Below are 20,074 nucleotides of genomic sequence, written 5' to 3'. Positions count from 1 at the left end.
GTTGTGCCATGACATCGAAACCGGCATTCAGAAGGCTGGCCGCGATCGCCGCGGTGCTGGTCGGCGCGCTCACGGTACTCATCGTGCCCGTGGCGTATGGGCAGCCACCGACTTCGGACTACCAGTCGCAGTACCTGTCGCGGGTGGAATCCCGCTATGTGGATACCGGCCTCGCTCGTTTCCACTACACCAGAACCGGGACGGGATCTCCCGTCGTGCTCGTCGCCGGCGGCGGGTTGTGGGGGTACTCCTGGCGGGACGTGATCCCGGCGCTGGCCGCCGAGCACACCGTGTATGCCGTCGACCTGCCCAGCCAGGGATTCACCGACGTGCACGGCGACTTCGCCTACGATCTGCCCGCGATGTCGCAGGCGCTCGGGACGTTCCTCGACGCTGTCGGCCTGCAGCGCACCGCGCTGGTCGGCCACTCGTGGGGTGGTGCCTGGAGCCTGTACTTCGCCGAGCAGCACCCCGGCCGAGTCGAGCGCCTCGTCCTACTCGACTCACCCGGCCTGGACGCCGAAAAAGCTCCTGTCACACCGTTGTTCACCACACCGCTGCTCGGTGAGGTGGCCACGAATCTCACCACCCGGTCGTTCTACGCCGACAATATCCGCGGCACCTTCCAGAACGACCACCTGGTCACCGAAGAAGTGATCGACGAGCTCTACGCGCCGTTCTCCCGCCCCGCGAACCGCGCCGGATTCCTCTCGTTGTGGCGCAACCTGGACTACCGGCTCACCGACGCCGGCTTGGCACAGGTCACGGCACCCACGCTCGTCCTGTGGGGTGGCGCGGACACCTGGCTGCCGGCATCCCAGGCCGGTCGCCTGGCCGAACGCATCCCGGAGGCCAGGGCCACCGTCCTGCAGAACTGCGGCCACACCGTCCACGAGGACTGCCCCGCGCAAACCAACCCGCTCATCACCACATTCCTGCGCTGAGTCGCGCCGATCGCCGGTGAGCGAGCGGCCGGCGGGGGAAATCCGGCGCGATCCCGGATCGCCACCGCACCTGCTCGCCCCCGGTGTGGCGACTGACAGGCGGCCACCCACGCCAATGTCAACACCCGTTGGCCAACATGCGTTGACATTGGTGAACTCACCCTCTACTTTTATGACAACAAGCGTTGACCTCAAGGAGTCGTCATGAACAACCCGATCGCAGACGTGCTGATCGTCGGAGCGGGCCCGGTCGGCCTCACCGCCGCGGTCGTGCTGGAACAACTCGGCCACGAAGTCGTGATCGTCGACCAGCAGGCCGAGGGCGCCAACACTTCCCGTGCGGCCGTGGTGCACCCGCACACCCTGGAAATACTGGAGCCCTACGGCGTGGTCCCGGCACTGGTGGCCCGTGGTGTGCACACCCCGGCTTTCGCGATCCGCGACAGGGACCGGCTGCTGATGAAGGTCCCGTTCAGCGACCTGCCCACTGCCTACCCGTACACGCTGATGATCTCCCAGGCCGATACGGAGAAGTTCCTGCTGGACCGGCTCACCACACTCGGCGGGAAGGTGACCCGCCCGGCCACGGTCACCGGGATAACGCAATCGCCGGACGTGGTCACCGCCACCCTGGCGGAGGGGAACCCGATCCAGGCGCGGTATCTGCTGGCCGCCGACGGTATGCACAGCCTGGCCCGCGAACAGTCCGGTATCGGATTCACCGGTGGCACCTACGCCGAATCGTTCACCCTCGCCGATGTCCGCCTCTCCGGTGGGGTACCCGCCGACGAGGTCATCCTGTACTTCTCACCGGCCGGGCTCGTCGTGGTCGCGCCGCTGCCCGACGGCAGGTACCGGATCGTGGCCACTGTGGACGAGGCGCCGCACGAACCGGACATCGCGTTCGTGCAAGGACTGCTCGACGAACGCGGTCCGCAGGCTCATCCGGCCACGGTCGAAGAAGTGGTGTGGGGTTCGCGTTTCCGCGTACACCACCGCATTGCCGACACCTTCCGGCACGGCCGGGTCCTGCTCGCCGGTGATGCCGGCCATGTGCACTCGCCGGCCGGCGGACAAGGGATGAACCTCGGTATCGAGGACGCCGTGACGGCCGCGACGACCCTGTCCCGCGTTCTGGCCGGTGAACCGGAGACCCTGCTCGACGAATACGCCGAGATCCGTCACCGCACGGCCGGAGCTGTGGTCTCCATCGCGAGCCGGCTCACCGATTTGGCCACCGCGTCGGCACGGGTGCGGCCGATGCGCAACACAGCCATGGCGCTGGCGGGCAAGGTCGCGCCCGTGCGGAACCGCCTGGCCTGGCGTCTGTCCGGACTCGATCGCCGTTGAACATCCCGAACCGGAATCACCGCCCCAACTGTCCTGACCTCCCGCGTCGCCCATGTCGGGCGACGGTTTCCGGGGTTGCTGATCCAGGGCGATACGCTGAGCATTCTCTGTGATGACCTCGACGAGATAGTGGGCCTTCTCAACGGCAGAAATCAGGAAGAGGCCGAATTTGCGCTGAGTTCCCGGCGGCAGGCGTCACGATCCGGCAAGGTCATACGAGGTGCTGCGGCCGCCCGAGTTCGACCGTTCGAGCACACCGAGATCGACCAGTTCGTTGATATCTCGGAGCGCGGTGTCCTGGGAACATTTGGTGATGATCGCCCACTTGCGGGTCGTGAGGTTGCCGTCGAACCCGTCCAGGAGCCGGTTCAGCATGGCGATCTGGCGGTCGTTCATCGGGGCGGGCTGCCAGTGTCGCCAGAAACGGGTTTTCCGGAGGACTTCGTCGACCGTTTCGTCCGAGTTCTGGATAGCCTGGCGTAGCGCCTCGAGGAACCAGATCAGCCAGTCCGTCACATCGAGGGCGCCCTTCTGCGTACGCTCCAGAATCCGGTAGTACGCCGCGCGATCGTGTTGGATCTGCGCGGAAAGACTGTAGAAACGCCGGGAATTATGGTCGGCGCGGGCCAGCCACAGGTCTCCGAGGGCGCGCGCGATACGTCCGTTTCCGTCGTCGAAGGGATGCACGGTGACGAACCACAGATGCGTTAAACCCGCTTTCACGATCGGATGTTCGACGGCATCGGTGTTCACCCAGTTCAGAAACTGCCGCATTTCGGCGTCCAGCCGCGTTGCTGGAGGCGCCTCGAAATGGACCCGCTCCCGGCCGTAGCCGCCGGAAACCACCTGCATGGGGCCGGAGTCGTCGGTGCGCCAGGCACCGATGGTGAGCCGGGTTCTGCCGGAATATCCCGTCGGAAAGAGCGCGGCGTGCCAGCCGAACAGCCGTTCCGCAGTGACCGCGTGGTCGTGATGCGCGGTGGCATCGAGGACCATTTCGACTACACCGTCCACATGCCGATCAGCCGGAGCGAGCGCCCCGATATCCACGCCGAGGTGGCGCGCGAGAGAAGAGCGAACGGAGGCCACATCGAGCAGTTCGCCCTCGATCTCACTGGTCTTGACCACGTCTTGGGTCAACACGGCCAGGCTTGCCTCGTCCTGCACGGTTTCGGCGGTTTCGGTGAGGCGGCCGAGCAGCCGTCCCTGCTGGTGCGCGACGTCCGCGAGCGGGGCAGCCAATCGCGCAGCGTCGTATCCGAATGCCGGCCAGTCGGCATGCTGCCAGATGTACCTGCGGTATTCGGATACCATGCGGTGATAATACCGCTTATTCACCGCAAATTTTGCGGTGAATAAGCACATCGGCCCGGCGGGCAGGGGTTCAGAAGTCAGAAACCTCCGCCATCGAAACCGCCACCGTCGAACCCGCCCCAGTCGCCGCCGGAATCGCCGCCCCAGCTGTCCTGACCTCCCGCATCGCCCATATCTCCGGAGTTCATGGCGTCTTCATATCCCTCGCCGTACCCGCTCTCGAAACCCTGGGCGCCGTAGCCGACCCCGGCCATACCGGAGAACAGCGAGGTGAACAGCAACGCCGACCCCACGCCCCAGACGCCGGCGACCATGGCCGGTTTCCACCAGGGTTCGGAGTACCAGCCGGCCGGTACCGGCCGTCCGGCGACGCGGCCGCCCGGGTAGTAGTTCGGGGTCGCGGAGGAGGGCTTGGGTGAGGCGGCGATGCGGCGGTTCTCGAAGTCGATCACGCGGTCCTCGCTGACCTCGCCCGCGGGTGCCCGGCCCTCGAGTTCGGGGATGGCGGGGCCAGGGTCCATATCCATGGCGGTGCGGGCGGCGCGGATGTAGTACAGGCCCTCGACCGCGGTCTGTTTCGCCAGCCGCGCCTGCCTCGGGCTCCTGGCCTGTTCGAGCTGCGAGCCCGCGGCGATGTGGCGTTCCGCGCCGTCGGCGAGTGCTTGCTGAGCGGCGGTATTGCTGCCGGTCAGGTTGTAGATCTGGCCGCCGAGGCGTTCGTTGACCTGGCGGGCGTCGGCCAGCGCGTCGGCCAGTTCGGTCGCGTCGCGTTGTTTGCGCTGCTGGGAGCGCCACACCAGGTAGAACGCCACCAGGACGACCACCACAGCGATCAGGATCCACTCCATTGCTCGCACTCCTTCGAACGTCGGAGCACAGTGCTGACCAGCCTACTCGCAGCGCACCGGCCGCGGCGGTCACCTGGAACCGGGGCGATTCCTACGGTCTCCGACCGGTCTTGCCGCGGCCGGATTCGAGGGCGGGCAGGAGAAGGTCGATGCCGATGGTCATCCGCGCGACGAAATCTTCCCGGGTGCGAGCCTCGTGTTTGATGCCGGCGGCGAGGCTCAGCAAGGTCCGGGTGACATCGTCCGCCGTGGCCGCGCGCCCGGAGGACAGATCGGTGGCGACGGCCTCCGTGACCATCTCGCGGAAACGCTTCGGATAGTCCACGACAACCGGGCCCAGCAGGTCCGGATTGGTCTCGATCAACAGGGCCACTTCCTTGGCTATGGGACCGATATAGCGACCGGTCCACAGGTCGAAAGCGTCGATCAGTCGATCGCGGAGCGGTCGGCCGGCGTCGGCCAGAGAGCGCTTCGCGGCGTCGACGTCGCGGTCGAGGGCGTGGGTGACCGCGGCCCGGAACAGGTTCTGCTTCGACGTGAAGAGGAAGTACAGGCCGGGACGGGAGATATCCGCGGCCGCGGCGATGTCGTCCATCGACGCCTTCCGGTACCCGTAGCGGGCGAAGGTTTCCAGCGCCGCCGCCAGGACGTGCTCCCGTCGACTGCTCTCGGTCCGGTGCTCGTCGGCGACGGCGGGCTGCGGTTCGCTCACGGAGACGAGCATACCGAGCGATAGGCATACTAGACAGAGTAGACATATTGAGTACAGTTGATGCAGCGGTTCTCTCACCAGGCCACGATCGGCCGCGCCGCTTCGTTCGCCCACTCCTTGGAGTTTCCGTGCCCACACCTCAGCAACTGATCACCACCCGATTCGACGCCGGTAGCACCGCCGACGACGTCGTCGCGGGAGTCGACCTCACCGGTGTCCGCGCCGTCGTCACCGGCGCATCGTCCGGAATAGGCGTAGAGACGGCCCGCTCCCTCGCGCGGGCCGGTGCCGAGGTCACGCTCGCGGTTCGCGACCCCGGCGCGGGCGCGCGGACCGCCAGGGACATCACCGCGTCGACCGGTAACCACACTGTGCGCGTCCGCACGCTGGATCTCCTCGACCGTTCCTACATCGCCGGGTTCACCGACCGCTGGACCGGGCCGTTGCACATCCTGATCAACAACGCCGGGATCATCGTGAGCGGCCTGTCCCGGACCCCCGACGGCTGGGAACAGCAATTCGCCACCAACCATCTCGGCCACTTCGCGTTGAGTCTCGGCCTCCAGGAAGCCCTCGCCGCGGGCGCCCGGGAACGGGGCGAAGCCCGTATCGTCGCGGTCAGCTCCACGGCGCATATGCGGTCGCCGGTCGTCTTCGACGATATCCACTTCGAGCGACGCGCCTACGACCCCCAGGCCGCGTATTCGCAATCCAAGACCGCCAATTCGCTTTTCGCGGTCGAGGCCACGCGCCGGTGGTCCGCCGACGGAATCATCACGAACGCGGTCAACCCGGGCGGCGTTGCCACCCGCTTGCAAAGAGACTTCACGCAGGAACAAAAGGACTACCTGGCCGAAGCCGAGGCCTCCGGCGTCTTCACCTACAAGACCCCCCAGCACGGCGCGGCCACAACACTCGTTGCCGCGGTGGCCCCGGAATTCGCCCACACGGGCGGTCACTACCTGGACGACGGACGCGAGGCCCACACCGTGCCCGACGACGCGGATCTGTTCGGCAACAGCCACGGCGTCAAGGAATGGGCCCTGGACCCCGAAGCCGCCCGGAAACTGTGGGAGGTCTCGTTGCGCCTGGTCAGCGCAGGCAGCGGTAGATGATCGGCTGGGCGGCGATCCCACAGACTGCGCATTACGTAGGGGTCCGGCCCTACGTAATGCGGAGTCGGGCGTTCAGATTCCGAGGACCAGCTTCGCGGTGGTGAAGTAGATGATCAGGCCGGTCGCGTCCACCAGGGTGGTGACCATCGGCGCCGACACCACGGCCGGGTCGATTCGCAGCCGCTTGGCCAGCAGCGGCATGGTTCCGCCGATGGTGGCGGCCCAGGCGCAGATCAGTACCAGCGTGACCCCGACGACCACCGCGACCTTCGGCCCGACGAACAGGCCGCCGATCACCAGACCCACCACGGCCAGCATGGAGCCAAGCACCAAGCCCACCCGGCACTCGCGCCAGATCACCTTGAAGAGGTCGCCACCGCGCACCTCGCCCACGGCGACCGCACGCACGCAGGCCGTGGCGGCCTGGGCGCCCGCGTTACCGCCGGCACCGATCAGCAGCGGGATGAACAGCGCCAGCTGGGCGGCCTGTTCGAGGGTGGCCTCGAAGAAACCGGTGACGCTGACCGTGAGCGTGGCCGCGACCAGCAGCAGCATCAGCCACAGTGCGCGGTAGCGGGCGAGCTGGAAAACACCCGCCGCCATGTAGTGGCCCTCCCACGGCGCCGAACCCGCCTGCTTGGCGACGTCCTCGCTGTCCGCCGCTTCGATGACCTCGACGGCATCGTCGATGGTGAGCAACCCCACCAGCCGGTCCTCGCTGTCGACCACCGGCAGGTTGATGTCGTTGGTCTCGCGCATCAGCCGCGCGGCCTTCTCCGCCGAATCGGTGGCGCGGACGAACGCGGGTTCGGTGACGACCAGCTCCGCGACCATCGTCTCCGGACCGCTGAGTACCAGCTCCCGCAGTTCGACGATGCCCTGCAACCGGCGGCCGGAATCGACGACGGGCAGGGTGTATACGGTTTCGGCGTTGCCGCCCTTGACCCGCACAGTACGCAGCGCTTCGGCGACGCTCAGGGTGCCCGGGATCGCCACGACCTCCGGCGACATATACCGCCCGACCGACCCTTCCGGGTAGCCCAGCAGCGCGGCGGTCATCCGCCGCTCGCGCGGGCTCAGCCCGGCCAGTGCCTTCTTCGCGACCTTGGCGGGCGCTTCGCGCAGCATGCGGGCGCGGTCGTCGGGGGCCATGCCCTCGACCAGTTCGCGGAAGCTCTGGTCACGCAGGCCCTGCAGGATCTGCTGCTGATCGACGGGTTCGAGTTCCTCGAACACCGCCAGCGCCAGATCTTTGTCCAGCAGGCGGAACGCCACCCCGGCCTCGACCGCGTCCATGCGCGCGAGTTCATCGGCGATGACGTGCGGCGGATGATTGTCCAGCCAGTGCAATGCGGCGTCGACGCGATGGCTTTCGACGACATTCTGGAGGGATTCCGACAGCGTCGTCGGCGCTTCGATGAGTTCGATCTGCGACATGAGAGGTCCTCGGCACAGCGTTGAGTAGCGAGTGATTCGAAAGAAGTCACACCGCGAGGCGCCGAGCCGGGCCGCTCCGCCGGCAGATACCGCTAGCGGAAACGCGGACGGACGACGCCGCGCGGCCTTCGACTGGGAGGTTCGCTGCGCATTGCAACACCACCTCCTTCTCGGTCGCCGCCGCGCGCTGGGGCGCGCCGCTCATCCGGATCAATAGTCTAGGAATGCGAACGCACTCCTGTGCAGGATACATCCCCCAGCCGGGATGTTCGCATCGCAATGTCCGTCACACGGCGTTTCACACACCCGGGCGTGTCCACCGGGCTGGACAGCGGCCGGCCACGACGGCCTGTTGCGTTCAGATCGGCGCGGAATTCCACCACCGGTCGACCAGGTCCCGGCCGGACGTACCGCCGTACCCGCGCAGCAGGCACGGGGCACGGATGCCGTCGTCGAAGATCGCGACAAAACCACCCGAGGGTGTGCCGTCGGGGGCGGGCACATCACCGTAGGCGATCTCCCCGGTACCGGACGGCCGCTCCCAGCGCTCCCGGCCGATGGGCGTCACATCGCCGGTCAGGCCTGGTTCGGTCACCGCACTGCGATCCGCGAAGCACTGCACCCGGAGCACGTGCAAGGGGTTCTTGTCACCGTTGCACGCAAGCCGGTTCACCCCGGTCGCCGGCCGGCTCATATCCACCGGACGGCGGTCGCCGTCGACCGCGGAACAGCGGATCCCGCCGTAACCGGCTTCCTCCGGAGTCGCCGGCAGCAGACCGGGGAATGCCTTCGCGATATACGTGTGGCTGCCCCAGCCGGCCACCGGCGGCGCGGACGTCGAGGTAGCGGCGGCGGGTGTCGTGGCCGACGATGCCGCAGCGTCCGTTCCCCCGGTATCTCTCGTCGAGACGACAACGACCACCACGGCCAGGACGACCGCGAGCAGGAGCGCACCCACCACCGCCGCGACCCGGGCGGACCGCCGGCGGACCGGCTCGCGGACACCGGTCCACGGATCGGTTCCGCCACCGGCGGCATGCCGCCACGGATCGGCGCCCGTACCGTCCGGCGGGGCGGCGGCCCTGCCCCAGGAATCGGAGACCGCGCCGGACGTCCGCGTGGTCCCCGTCGGCGCGGACACGGCGTCGGGACGACCTCCCGGTGCCGGTGCGGCCGGGCGGATTCCCGACAGCGCGGCCTCGGCGGCGGCGGCGAATGCCCCGCAGGTGCCGAAGCGGTGACCGGGATCCTTCGCCAGCGCGTGGGCGATGACGATATCGAGCTCCGGCGGTAATGCGGGGTTCACCGCGCTCGCCCGCGGCGGCGGATCGACCAAGTGGGCGTTGATCACCGCGGCGGGCGTGGGCCTGGGGAAAGGTTTCACGCCCGTGAGCAATTCGTAGAGGGTGCAGCCGAGCGCGTAGATATCGGCGCGATGATCGACGCGCATACCCCGCAGCTGTTCCGGCGCCGCGTACGCCAGGGTGGCCAGGACCGCGCCCTCCTCGGTGAGCGCGGTGGATTCGCTCGCGGACCGGCCGATCCCGAAATCGGTGACCAGGACCCGATCGGGACGCCCCGGAGCCGAATCCACCAGCAGGTTCGCGGGTTTGATATCCCGGTGCACCATTCCGGCGCGGTGGGCTTCGTCGAGCCCCCGCGCGGCCTGCACCACGATGTGCACGGCTCGCCGTGGGTCGGTGGATATCTCGGCACGGACCAGCGCGGCCGCATCGGTGCCCGCGATGTACTGCATGGCGATCCAGAGCCGGTCGTCCTGGACACCGCGATCGTGCACGGCGACGATATTCGGATGGTTCAGCCGTGCCGTGAGCTCGGCCTCACGGATGAACCGGGCACGGTAGCCGGGGTCGGCGCTGTGTTCGGCGGAGAGCACCTTGATCGCGTCGTACCGCGGCAGCCGGGGATGGCGTGCCAGGTACACCGTCCCCATACCGCCACCGCCCAGGGCACGTTCGATCAGATAGCCGGCGAACAGGGTGCCGGGCCGGGGTTCGGTCACCCGTCCGCCTGATCACTGCGTACCAGCAGCACGTACTGGGCGGCGGCGCGCTGCTGGGTATCCCGGATCGTCCGGCCGTAGACGATCCCCTCGTACTCCCGGTACAGCACCCGGCAGGCGAACCGCACGTGATGCGGTGGCACGGTCAGCGATTCCAGGCACCGTGCGTCCGGCAGCCCGAACGGTGCCGGCGCCGCCCGCACCCCCGATTCCACGGCCTCCATCTCACCGGTATCCGTGAAACCGTTGCGGGCCGCCACCACATCCGGATGCCGCACCAGATGATGCCGGCCGTTCACCGCCAGCATCAATCCCCGGCCCGACCCGGTCTTCTCCCAGTCACCCCAGCGAAGGCCCGCACGCGGGCCGTACACCACTCCGCGGATATCGAATCCGGTCCGCCAGCCCGCATTCGGGTCGCTCCGGTCGGTGAGCACCACCGGATACGGCCACACTCCGGGCGCCTCCGGGAGCAGGCGGGCCAGCATTCCGTCCTGGTCGAGGGGCAGGGTGGCGAATTGATCGGGCGGGGTCGGCACGAAATCCGCCAACCGGCGGACCTGGGCGGTGAACGCCGCGTCCACCAGACCGGTGAGAACCGCCGCGTCGGGGCCGGTGTGGCCCGCCAGCACGCTGATGACGAACGGACCGTGCGCGAGACCGGCCGCCAGCGTCGGCACGGTCGGACGCCAATGAGCGTGCGCCTCCGGATGATTCGGAATCTCGACGGGAACATTGTCCGCGCTGACGGCGGCATCGGCGGAATCGATCTCGGCGGCAGCCTGCCGGGCGGACTCGTCGTCGGGGAAGCGCAGGAGCTGAACGGTCAGGAGCCGGGCCCGGCCCACTGCCAGTTCGGTCTGAATGCCCTGGTCCATTCCGCCCACGGAGAAACCGGCGAGCATGCCGTGCCGCTCCAGCACCGCACGCACCGGACGCGCGAGAAAACCGGCAGCGGCCGGGGTCGGGATGGGCACGGAGGCGGTGCTGCCGAGACCGAAGGTCAGGCTCGGATCGGCCTCCACCGGATCGATGACCGCCTCCCCCAGCCGCATCGACTCCAGGATGTGGCCGTACTTGTCGTCGTGGTCGTCCGGGGGGACCAGCGGGTCGAGGCTGTAGGGACCGGTATCCAGGGCGGTCAGGTCAGGCAGTGCCGCCACGGGATTCCCGTCGACCGTGCACCCGGAGGCCACTCCGGCCAGCAGGAGTACGGCGGCGACGGTAGCCCGCACCCGCCGGGATCCGAACTCAGAGCGGGGCATCGGGCCACCACCGATCGTGTAGCAGGGCACCGGTACCGACCCCGTTCACCTCGAGCCGGCAGTGATCCCGGCCGGGATCGTCGAAGAACACATCGAGACGGCCGCGCCGCTCACCGCCGACGGTGGTGATCTCGCCCCAGGCCAGCCGGCCCGCCCCGGACGGCCGGGTCCAGCTTTCCTGTCCGGCGATGTCCCAGGGACTCGAGTCCGGGGCGATCGGTGCCAGGTCGGCGCGGCAGGTCGCGATGACGAGCACCACCGGCTCGTAATTGCCGTAACACGCCACCCCGCCCACCTCCGGCGGTTCGTAGAGCGATACCAAATTCAGGACTCTGTCGACCGGCCGGCAATCGACCAGGCCCTGATAACCGATCCCGTCCACCGAGATGGGCAGCAGATCCGGGAAGGCGTCGGCGATATAGGCGTAGGAACCCCACAGCGCCGCTTTCAATTCGGGGGAGCGAGTCTCCGTCGTCGCCGCGGCACTCGGCGGCGGATCGGCGGGCCGGCGCACCACCGCCACGGCGATCACCGCGATCAGCACCGCCACCACGGCAACCGCCACATACGCGACGGTCCGCCGCCGTCGATCCGGCGGTGGCGGGCCGGCTTCCGGCCGCGGCGCCGCGGCCGCCCGGGCCGCAGTCGCCAGTGCGGTGCCATCGGCATAGCGCCCGGCCGGATCCGCGGTCAGCGCCTTCGCGACGACCGTATCGAAGGCCGCCGGTACCCAGGGATTCACCGTGGTGACGGCGGGCGGGGCGACACCCGGACCGCCGTCGCCCGGCGCGAACGGTTCCCGGCCGGTGAGCATCTCGAACAGTACGCAGCCCAGCACGTACACATCCGTGCGCTCGTCCCCCGGACCGCCCGCGAGCTGTTCGGGCGCACGATATCGGGGTGCGGCCACCAACGGCGCCAGCCGAACCGTATCGGGTGCACCGGGCTGCTCCGCGACCAGGATCTGCGTCATATCCAGACCGGGCACCGGGTGCCCCGCCCGCCGGTACTCCCCCAGCTGACGAGCGATCTCGGCCACGATCCGGACCGTCCGCGCTCCGTCGAGCGATCCCCGCGGCACCATCTCGGCAACGGTCGCTTCCCCCACGCTCGTCATGGCGCCTCCTCCGAAACTGTTGCCTGCGGTCGGCGGAGGCCGCAGCGCAGGCAGAGGTATCGCATCAGCACGACGCCCCTCGATCACACCGGTGCATCACGCCACCACCGATCCGCGAGCTCTTGTCCCGATGCCCCGCCGATCACCATCAGGCTGCAGAAGTTCCGGTCGGGATCGTCGAACTGGACCCGCAGCGTCCCGGTCGGAGAACCGTTCCCGCGCCGGCTGTCGCCCCAGAGCACCCGGCCACGTCCCGACGGCCGTTCCCATGCTTCCTCCCGGATATTCACCATATCGGGGAAGGCGCGAACGACAATGGGAGTGCGGTTCCCATTGCACACCAGCATCAGCGAGCCGACCGGGTCCCCGTTGCCGTAACAGTCCAGCTGAATCAGGGAATCGAGTGGCGCCGACACCTCGATCGGTTCCAGCTCCCGATTCACCGGTGCACAACGTATCCCCTGGTACCCGCCGGAGATCGGTGCCGGTGGCAGCAGCTCGCGGAACTCGGCGAGGAAGGGATCGTACTGACCCCAGGTCGCCGGACCCGGCCCGGCCACGGTCGGAGTGGCGCCACCGGAGGAATCGCTCTCGGACCCTGGTGTATCGCCGCCGCGCAACACCGCGACCGCCGCCACGATCACCAGAACCAGCGCCACCGCGGCGCCGGCCACGAACACACCGGTGCGCCGGGCGGGCGGGGGCGGGGTGAGGTCCGGCAGCGGTCGCGGAACGAACGGCCGGTCCGGTGGAGCGGGCGGCGGATCGTGCGGAGCGGACGACGGGGTCCCGGGCGTACCGGGGGCGAACGCCTCCGCCAGGGCTCGGGCCAGCGCACCGCACGACGGATAGCGGTGCGCCGGGTCCTTGGCCAGCGCGGTCGCGAACACTTCGTCGACGGCAGCCGGCAGGCGCGGATCGGCCAGCGACAGCCGGGGCGGCGGCTCCTCCAGGTGCGCGCGCATCACCGCGACGGCATCCTCGTGCGGAAAGGGTTTGGTACCGGCCAGCAGTTCGTACAGGGTGCAGCCGAGGGAATACACATCGGCGCGGACATCCACCGCCACGCCCCTGATCTGCTCCGGCGCGGCATAGGCGAGCGTCGCCAGGACCATGCCCGTCTCGGTCAGCGAGGTGCCCTCGGCCGGTCGCGCGATACCGAAATCGGTCACATACACACGATCCGGGGCGCCGGGCCGTGGTTCGAGCAGGATGTTGGCGGGCTTCACATCGCGGTGCAGCAGACCGGCCCGATGAGCCTCGTCCAGACCCTGGGCGACCTCCTCGGCGATATGCCCCACCACCGCCGGCGCGAGCCCTCCGGGATGGCGGCGCAGCAGCTCGGCGGCATCGATACCGTCCACGAATTGCATGGCCAGCCACAGGAACTCGCCCTCCGCACCGCGATCGCGGACGGCGACGATATTCGGGTGGTCCAGCCGGGCCAGCAGTTCGGCCTCCCGCAGGAACCGCGCCCGGAATTCCGGATCGGCGCCGTGTTCCCGGGCCAGTACCTTCAGCGCGTCCCGGCGCGGCAGCCGGGGGTGGGCGACCGAGTACACGGTGCCCATCCCCCCGCCGCCGAGCACCCGCTCGATCCGGTATCCCCCGATCACCGTTCCGGGGTCCCATGTTCCGGTCATCGCCTACCCACCGTTCACCAGCAGACCGTATTGCGCCGCCGCCCGCTGCCGGGCACTACCGACCTCGCGGGCGAACAGTGTGACGAGGTCGCGGCCGTAGTGCACATGGCAGACGAACCGGGTGAGCGAAAGCAGATCCAGGTCCGGATTCTCCAGACAGCGCACGTCGGGAACGCCCACCGGCCCTTCGACCGGAAGCAGTCCGCCGTCGAGATTGAAGCGGACCTGCCCGTCGAACGCCGTCCGTGCCGCCGCCGGATCGGCATAGCGGCGGAGCTGATTGAATCCGCTCACCGCGCTCGCCTCCGCAATGAGGGGCTGTTTCCGGTTTCCCCGCAGATAGGTCGCTCGTGGGCCGAAAGACACCCCGGACACCTGCGCGGTGGCTTCCCAGCCGGCGGTGCGCTGACTGGACATCGCGGTGACCGCGGGATACTCCCAGCGTCGCGGCGCCTGCGGGATCATCCGGCGGACCAGACCGTCCGGGTCGAGCGGCAGGTCCGCTATCCGGTCGGGCGGTGTCGGCACGAACTCGCGCAGCCGGCGAATCTGGGTGTCCATGGCCCGTGCGACGAGATCACCCAGCACCGCCGAATCCGGTGCCGTATCCCCGGCCAGGACATTGACCACATAGGATTCGTGGGCGATCGACGCCGCCAGCGTGGGGACACCGGGCCGCCAATGCCCGTGCGCCGCCGGGTGATCCGGAATTGCGATCGGAACATTGTCCCGGTTCATTGCGGCATCCGCCGCATCGATCTCCCGCGCCGCCCGCTGCGCGGCAGCGGTATCCGGAAAGCGCAGGACGAGTACCAGCAGGACCCGCGCCGTGCCCACCGCGGGCCGATCCGTGCCGGGTTCGATATCGGCTCCGGTCACCGCGGCACCGGCCAGCATCCCGTGGCGTTCGAGCACATCACCGACCTGTTCGGCGAGCACGATCGACGCGACCTTGGCAGGCGTCGGTAGCGGCAGGAGCCCCACCGCATCGGCCGAGCTGCGTAACACCGGATCCACCTCGACCGGGTCGATGAGCGCTTCGGTCATCCGGACCGATTCCAGGATGCGGCCGCGGCGGAGATCGCCGCTGTCCGGTACCTCCAGCGGTTCCACACCGTAGTCACCGGTGTCCAGTGCGGCGAGATCGATCGTGTCGGCCGGGCGGCCCGCACATCCGGACAGCAGCGCGGTGACCAGCAGCATCGCGGCGATACCCGTGCCGCCCGCCCGATTACAGCGGCGCATCGGGCCACCACCTCTCCAGCAGTGCCGACCCGCTGGGACCTTCACCGATAACCTCCACCCGGCAGAAGTTACGGCCGGGATCGTCGAAGTAGACCTCCAGCACACCCCACCAGCGGCCACCGGTATCGGACCCGTCCGGGGCGAAAAACGTGCTCCCCCAGAACACATGACCGGTTCCACCGGCTCGCGTCCAGTGCTCGTCACCCTCCGGGCGGCGGGGCGGACGGGCGAGGCCGATCGGGGAACGGTCGGCATTACAGACGACCTCGACGGATTCGACCGGATCGCGATCACCTGTGCACAACAGCCGGGCCACCGCGACGGACCCGTCCAGCGGGAGGCTTTCGTACTTCTCGCTCTGCGGGGTGCAGTTCGACAGATCCTGATAGCCCGCCCCGTACGGCCAGGGCGGCAGCAACTCCGGAAAGGTCTGCGGGATATAGGCGTAGCCGCCCCAGTGTGCCGGGTCCGTACTCGCGGCCACCGGTTCGACCGCCCGGGAAACCGCCGGGTCGCTCGTCCACGACCACAGGAACGCCGCAGTCACCGCGAAAACCAGCAGTCCGGCCAGCGCGATCGGCAAGCGGCCCCGCCGCGGCCGGACGCTCGTCCCGGCCGGTGCGGTGACCGGCGCCGCCAGCGCGGTCGCCGCGGCCGCCGCCAGTGCAGCACAACTCGGATAGCGGTGCTCCGGTCGTTTCGCCATGGCCTTCGCGATCACCAGATCGAAGGCCCGCGACACCCGGGGGTTCACCCGCGAGGGCCGGGGCGGCGGCTCGTGCAGATGTGCGTAGAGCACCGAACCCGGACTGTGCCGGGGAAACGGCACACTGCCGGTGAGCATCTGGTGCAGGGTGCAGCCGAGGGCATAGATATCCGCGCGCCGGTCCACCGGATCGCCCGTGAGCTGTTCCGGGGCGGCATATGCGAGGGTCGCGGCGAAACCACCCGATCCCGAAATGGTTTCGGCGTCGTCTGCGGTGCGCGCGATCCCGAAATCGGTGACCAGGACCCGGTCGATACCGTCGGCCTGTTCGGCGACGAGGATATTGGCCGGTTTCACATCGCGATGCAGCAGGCCCGCCCGATGCAGTTCGTCCAGTCCCTGCGCGACCTGAGTGATGATCCCGACGGCGCGGGCGGGATCGAGCACGTGGGGCCCGCGCCGGATCAGCTCCCGCAGATCCACGCCCTCCACGTACTGCATGGCGATCCACAGCCGGCCTTCGGATTCACCACGGTCACGCACCGCCACGAGATTCGGATGTTGCACCCGCGCGGCCAGTTCGGCCTCCCGCAGAAATCTCGCGCGGAACTCGGGATCGCCGGCACGGGTATCGGAGAGAACCTTCAGCGCGTCCGTGCGGGGCAACCGCGGATGGGTTGCCGCATAGACTGTGCCCATACCCCCGCTACCGAGGCGGCGCTGGATCCGATAGCCGGCGAAGGTCGAACCTTCGGCGACGCTCAACAGGGTTTTCCCTCCCGCTCAACTGTCTCCGGCCCGCCGTCGAACTCCTCCCGGGTACGACACCGGCGGCCGGCTGATTCTGAACTATAACAGCGCACCAGCGGCGGCTCCTGTCGAACAAGGCCTCGAAAAACGGGGCCCTATCGGTTGGTTCGGATGCACCGCATACGACCGAACCGCCTGCCCACGATCGGCTCGGATACCCGCTCACGGCCGTATCGACGGACCGATGCGAGGCGGATTCCGCAATCGGCGCCGCACATCACGCAACGGTTCGGCCCGCATCGGTGAACTATCCGGGACGGAGAGTCGCCCGCACCGCGACCTCGGCTTCCGGCCAGGTGCGCGTGTGGTGGGCCCAGGACGGTATCGGCCCGGTATGTACCCCGAAGACGAAAAGGTGAGGTACCAGGCCGCGGAGCGCCTCGTGCACCTCGATCCGGTCGTCGATCATATGGGTGATACCGAGGTCGGCACAGTGCGCCGCCTTATCGGCACGTTTGCGGCAGAACCGCACATTCCCGCGGGGCACGCCGGTGTGCCGGTAGAAGTCGTGGTGGTCGAGCCACCGCACCGTGCGCTGCTGCACCCGCGGCCCACATTTGGAAATCACCCACGCCTCCCCCGCGAAGCATTTCACCAACCGTGCCAGCACGTCGAAAGCCTTGTCGCTGGGCGGTGTTCGCATCGCTGCCGCCTCACCACCCGACAGAAACGTCGTATCCGCGCCGCCGTCGGGCAGCGCCGCCCCCTGAATCACTCGGCCGAAATCTATTCCGAGTCTCGGTCTATCTCTATTCATTTCGTATTCAGTGTGAGCCACAGAACCAGGACCGGCCAGTTCTTTTCGTGTGCAGTGGGACGAACGCCCTCTCGGCGGTCGTGCCCGCCGACGCCGACATCTGCGCGCCGGCGGATATCCAGGTGGTCGAGGGCTCGGCACCGTACCCGGACCGGCCGGCCCAGGACACCACGCGGTTCCGCCACAGCCCCGCACGCAACCGACGGGCAGCTCCGGCGACCACAGGCTCACCGCCATCCGTTAGCTGACAGGATGCCGGTGACGGAGGATAGTAGCGGCATGGACACCGACAGGGGTTCCGCGACGGCAGTGGCCGACCGGGTTTTCCATGCGGTCCTCGGCGCCGTCGATATGCTGGCGATCTTCGTCGGCGACCGGCTCGGCTGGTACCGAAGCCTCGCCGACGACGGCCCGGCGACAGCCGGACAACTGGCCGACCGTACCGCGACCCATCCGCGGTACACCAGGGAGTGGCTGGAACAGCAGGCGGTGACGGGGTTGCTGACTGTGCACCGGGACGGCTCGGCCGACGAGCGGATGTTCGCCATCCCGGCGGGGACCGCGGAGGTGCTCACCGATGAGAACAGCCTCGACTACCTGGCACCGTTCAGCCGGTTGTTCGGCGCTACCGGGCCGGTGCTGCCGAAACTGCTCGACGCCTACCGCACCGGCGGCGGGGTCAGCTGGGACGATCTCGGTGACGACGCGCGGGAGGCGCAGGCCGACGGTAACCGGCCCTGGTACGAGCATCGACTCGCCGACGCGTTGAACGGGGTCCCCGAGGTGGCGAACGTCCTGCGTGCCGACGGTGCTCGGATCCTCGACGTCGGCTGCGGTGCGGGCTGGTCGGCCATCGCATTGGCACGTGCTTATCCGGCAGCCCGGATCCAGGGCGTGGATATCGATGCGCCTTCCGTTCGGATGGCCGTCGCCAATGCCGCCGCGGCAGGGGTCGCGGATCGGACGGATTTCGCGGTCACCGATGCCGCTCAGCTTCCGGCAAGCGGGTTCGATATCGCGTTCGCGTTCGAATGCGTGCACGATATGCCCCGGCCGGTCGAGGTACTCGCGTCCGTGCGCCGGGCACTGCGGCCCGGCGGGATCGTGGTGGTGATGGACGAGGCGGTCGCACCGGATTTCGCGCCCGGCGGGGACGATCTGGAACGGCTCATGTACGGCTTCAGCCTGTTCGTCTGCCTGCCCGACGGGATGTCGAGCCCACCGAGCGCGGGAACCGGCACGGTGATGCGGCCGGCGACCTTGCGGGCGTACGCGCTCGAAGCCGGTTTCACGAGATTCGATGTCCTGCCGATCGAGGACTTCGGTTTCTGGCGTTTCTACCGGCTCGGCTGACTATCCGTGGCCGGGGCGGTGCGTGCTGCGTTCAGCACGCTGCGCAGCGCGGTGGGGTCGTCGAGTGCGAGGCTGATCCGGGTCGCGTCGGCAGCGATGCGAGCACTGGGCAGCAGGGAGTCGATGCGCACGGTGACGGGGACGCGCAGGGTCAGGTCGGCAGTGGTGCCGTCCGGGCCCGCGAGGAACAACCGGCCGTTCTCGAACGCGGTCGCGGTGTGGTTGTAGCGGCGGCAGTCGGCTACTGCCGCGATCCGGTCGAGGGGCACTCGCGCGACCACCCGGCCGGACCGGCGCAGCACCAGTTCCTGCCCGGTCGCATAGTGCGGATAGGCGATATCGGCGACGGCCACGGCGAACAGCACCACGAGTGACCACAGGGACAGTACGGCCAGCGTGATGCCGAGCCACGCCCACGGGATCACCAGGTGCAGCACCACCACTTCGATCAGTGTCGCCGCGAGGAAGGCCATCGGCAGGGCGAGGACACCGCGGGTGGCGGTGAGCGGCTGCCGCTCGCGGCTGCCGCGGTCGGTGGTACGGCGTAGCCACAGCCAGAGGCCCCGATACAGGCGGGCCTGGTTGCGGAGGAGCCGCGGGAACCCGGTCACGACGCTCCCCCGCCGGTGTCCGGGGCGATGTTCAGCAATTCCATCGCGCGGCGTACCGCCTGGCGTTGCGCCGGGTCGGGTACGAGGGTGTCCTCCGTCAGCGCCGATGCACTTTCCGGAATATTCGCCGTCGCCGCGATCACGCTGTCGAATCCGAGCCGCCGTAACTGTCCGGCGATTTCCTGGGCCATCTCCTCGATCAGTTCGGCGGACTGCGCCACCGGGCGGCCGTGCAACCTCTCCCAGCCGCGCAGCAACCGGCGGTAACCGGTGCGGGCGGCCGGGTCGGCGAGGGCGTGGGTGAACCACGTGAACATTTCGGCGGGTGTGTCACCGGAGAGCGCGAAAACCTCCAGAATGTCGCGTTCCTGGTCGAGCGCGGCGCGTTCCGGTTCGTCGGCCTGCTCGCGGGCCCGGTCGAAGGCGTCGGCGACCTCGTCCGGGAGCGCGGTGAGGCGGCGGCCGGCGGCGACCGCGCTCAGCATCCGGGCCACACCCTCCTGTTTGCGGGTGAGCTGGGTGATGCGCTGGGTGATCTCGTCGTGCAGCGCCGTGAGATCGGCCCGCAGGTCCTCGGTGTCCGAGCCACCGTGTTCGTTCGCGAACACGGTGGCCACCGCACCGAGCGGCAGACCGTTGCCGGCCAGCCAGCGGATACGCATCAGCCGTGTCAGTTCGGCCATGCCGTAGTCGCGGTAACCGTTGTCCGGGCGGCCGGGTTCCGGGAGCAGGCCCAATCGGTGGTAGTGGCGGACGGCGCGCGGGGTCGTTCCGGCGGCCGCGGCTATTTCGCTGATCCTCATGCCGTCAAGCGTGAGGTGTGA

The 20,074-nt window shown here is 68.8% G+C and carries 17 protein-coding genes and 1 pseudogene; 5 read left to right on the top strand and 13 right to left on the bottom strand.

The genetic code is table 11. The annotated features are described in order from the left end of the window. Positions 1 to 8 precede the first annotated feature (8 nt). The 3 genes and pseudogenes from ACIA75_RS19650 to ACIA75_RS19640 form a co-directional block, all read left to right on the top strand. Positions 9 to 944, top strand: coding sequence for an alpha/beta fold hydrolase (locus ACIA75_RS19650; RefSeq protein ID WP_397105881.1), 936 nt, complete (start codon positions 9 to 11; stop codon positions 942 to 944). A 204-nt stretch (positions 945 to 1,148) separates the two neighbouring features. Continuing rightward, entirely contained in the window at positions 1,149 to 2,294 is a 1,146-nt protein-coding gene (locus ACIA75_RS19645) for an FAD-dependent oxidoreductase (protein ID WP_397105879.1), read from the top strand. 15 nt (positions 2,295 to 2,309) lie between these two features. Further along, positions 2,310 to 2,450 (top strand): annotated as a pseudogene (locus ACIA75_RS19640) (DUF6959 family protein); the annotation flags it as partial. Positions 2,451 to 2,489: 39 nt separating this feature from the next. Here ACIA75_RS19640 and ACIA75_RS19635 read toward each other — a convergent pair. The 3 genes from ACIA75_RS19635 to ACIA75_RS19625 form a co-directional block, all read right to left on the bottom strand. After that, positions 2,490 to 3,608 (bottom strand): Fic family protein, encoded by a 1,119-nt coding sequence (locus ACIA75_RS19635; protein WP_397105877.1) that lies wholly within the window; start codon positions 3,606 to 3,608, stop codon positions 2,490 to 2,492. 77 nt (positions 3,609 to 3,685) lie between these two features. Continuing rightward, the gene (locus ACIA75_RS19630) at positions 3,686 to 4,456 is read right to left on the bottom strand and encodes a DUF1542 domain-containing protein (RefSeq protein ID WP_397105875.1); all 771 of its coding nucleotides are present in this window, start codon (positions 4,454 to 4,456) and stop codon (positions 3,686 to 3,688) included. Between the two features lie 91 nt (positions 4,457 to 4,547). Beyond that, complete coding sequence (locus ACIA75_RS19625; RefSeq protein ID WP_397105873.1) at positions 4,548 to 5,168, bottom strand: TetR/AcrR family transcriptional regulator; 621 nt, start codon at positions 5,166 to 5,168, stop codon at positions 4,548 to 4,550. Between the two features lie 128 nt (positions 5,169 to 5,296). On the opposite strand from ACIA75_RS19625, the gene ACIA75_RS19620 reads away from it, so the two are divergent. After that, complete coding sequence (locus ACIA75_RS19620; RefSeq protein ID WP_397105871.1) at positions 5,297 to 6,283, top strand: SDR family NAD(P)-dependent oxidoreductase; 987 nt, start codon at positions 5,297 to 5,299, stop codon at positions 6,281 to 6,283. 72 nt (positions 6,284 to 6,355) lie between these two features. On the opposite strand, the gene mgtE is transcribed toward ACIA75_RS19620, so the two are convergent. The 8 genes from mgtE to ACIA75_RS19580 all read right to left on the bottom strand — a co-directional run bounded on the left by mgtE (position 6,356) and on the right by ACIA75_RS19580 (position 17,244). Further along, positions 6,356 to 7,720 (bottom strand): magnesium transporter, encoded by a 1,365-nt coding sequence (gene mgtE, locus ACIA75_RS19615; protein ID WP_397105868.1) that lies wholly within the window; start codon positions 7,718 to 7,720, stop codon positions 6,356 to 6,358. A 358-nt stretch (positions 7,721 to 8,078) separates the two neighbouring features. Next, positions 8,079 to 9,743, bottom strand: coding sequence for a serine/threonine-protein kinase (locus tag ACIA75_RS19610; RefSeq protein WP_397105866.1), 1,665 nt, complete (start codon positions 9,741 to 9,743; stop codon positions 8,079 to 8,081). Beyond that, the gene (locus ACIA75_RS19605) at positions 9,740 to 11,008 is read right to left on the bottom strand and encodes a hypothetical protein (protein WP_397105863.1); all 1,269 of its coding nucleotides are present in this window, start codon (positions 11,006 to 11,008) and stop codon (positions 9,740 to 9,742) included. The genes ACIA75_RS19610 and ACIA75_RS19605 overlap by 4 nt, the downstream gene beginning before the upstream one ends. After that, positions 10,995 to 12,125, bottom strand: a complete 1,131-nt coding sequence (locus ACIA75_RS19600; protein ID WP_397105861.1) for a hypothetical protein — start codon at positions 12,123 to 12,125, stop codon at positions 10,995 to 10,997. Before ACIA75_RS19600 ends, ACIA75_RS19605 begins: the two co-directional genes overlap by 14 nt. An 83-nt stretch (positions 12,126 to 12,208) precedes the next feature. Continuing rightward, positions 12,209 to 13,768 (bottom strand): serine/threonine-protein kinase, encoded by a 1,560-nt coding sequence (locus ACIA75_RS19595; RefSeq protein WP_397105859.1) that lies wholly within the window; start codon positions 13,766 to 13,768, stop codon positions 12,209 to 12,211. A gap of 3 nt (positions 13,769 to 13,771) precedes the next feature. Beyond that, positions 13,772 to 15,013 (bottom strand): hypothetical protein, encoded by a 1,242-nt coding sequence (locus ACIA75_RS19590; RefSeq protein WP_397105857.1) that lies wholly within the window; start codon positions 15,011 to 15,013, stop codon positions 13,772 to 13,774. Next, a complete protein-coding gene (locus ACIA75_RS19585) occupies positions 15,000 to 16,484 on the bottom strand; it encodes a serine/threonine-protein kinase (RefSeq protein ID WP_397105855.1) in 1,485 nt (494 codons plus the stop codon). The genes ACIA75_RS19590 and ACIA75_RS19585 overlap by 14 nt, the downstream gene beginning before the upstream one ends. Positions 16,485 to 16,776: 292 nt before the next feature. Next, positions 16,777 to 17,244, bottom strand: coding sequence for a hypothetical protein (locus tag ACIA75_RS19580; RefSeq protein WP_397105853.1), 468 nt, complete (start codon positions 17,242 to 17,244; stop codon positions 16,777 to 16,779). Positions 17,245 to 17,565: 321 nt separating this feature from the next. On the opposite strand from ACIA75_RS19580, the gene ACIA75_RS19575 reads away from it, so the two are divergent. After that, complete coding sequence (locus ACIA75_RS19575) at positions 17,566 to 18,639, top strand: methyltransferase domain-containing protein (RefSeq protein ID WP_397105851.1); 1,074 nt, start codon at positions 17,566 to 17,568, stop codon at positions 18,637 to 18,639. Here the strand turns inward: ACIA75_RS19575 and ACIA75_RS19570 are convergent. Both ACIA75_RS19570 and ACIA75_RS19565 read right to left on the bottom strand, forming a co-directional pair. Continuing rightward, positions 18,624 to 19,250, bottom strand: a complete 627-nt coding sequence (locus ACIA75_RS19570) for a hypothetical protein (protein WP_397105849.1) — start codon at positions 19,248 to 19,250, stop codon at positions 18,624 to 18,626. The genes ACIA75_RS19575 and ACIA75_RS19570 overlap by 16 nt on opposite strands. After that, a complete protein-coding gene (locus ACIA75_RS19565) occupies positions 19,247 to 20,053 on the bottom strand; it encodes a MerR family transcriptional regulator (RefSeq protein WP_397105847.1) in 807 nt (268 codons plus the stop codon). The genes ACIA75_RS19570 and ACIA75_RS19565 overlap by 4 nt, the downstream gene beginning before the upstream one ends. Positions 20,054 to 20,074: the final 21 nt, after the last annotated feature.

Source organism: Nocardia sp. NPDC051750, from assembly GCF_044453135.1.
Lineage (GTDB): Bacteria > Actinomycetota > Actinomycetes > Mycobacteriales > Mycobacteriaceae > Nocardia.
Note: the sequence above shows the minus strand (reverse complement) of the source record. Positions and strands in the feature narration are given on the sequence as shown.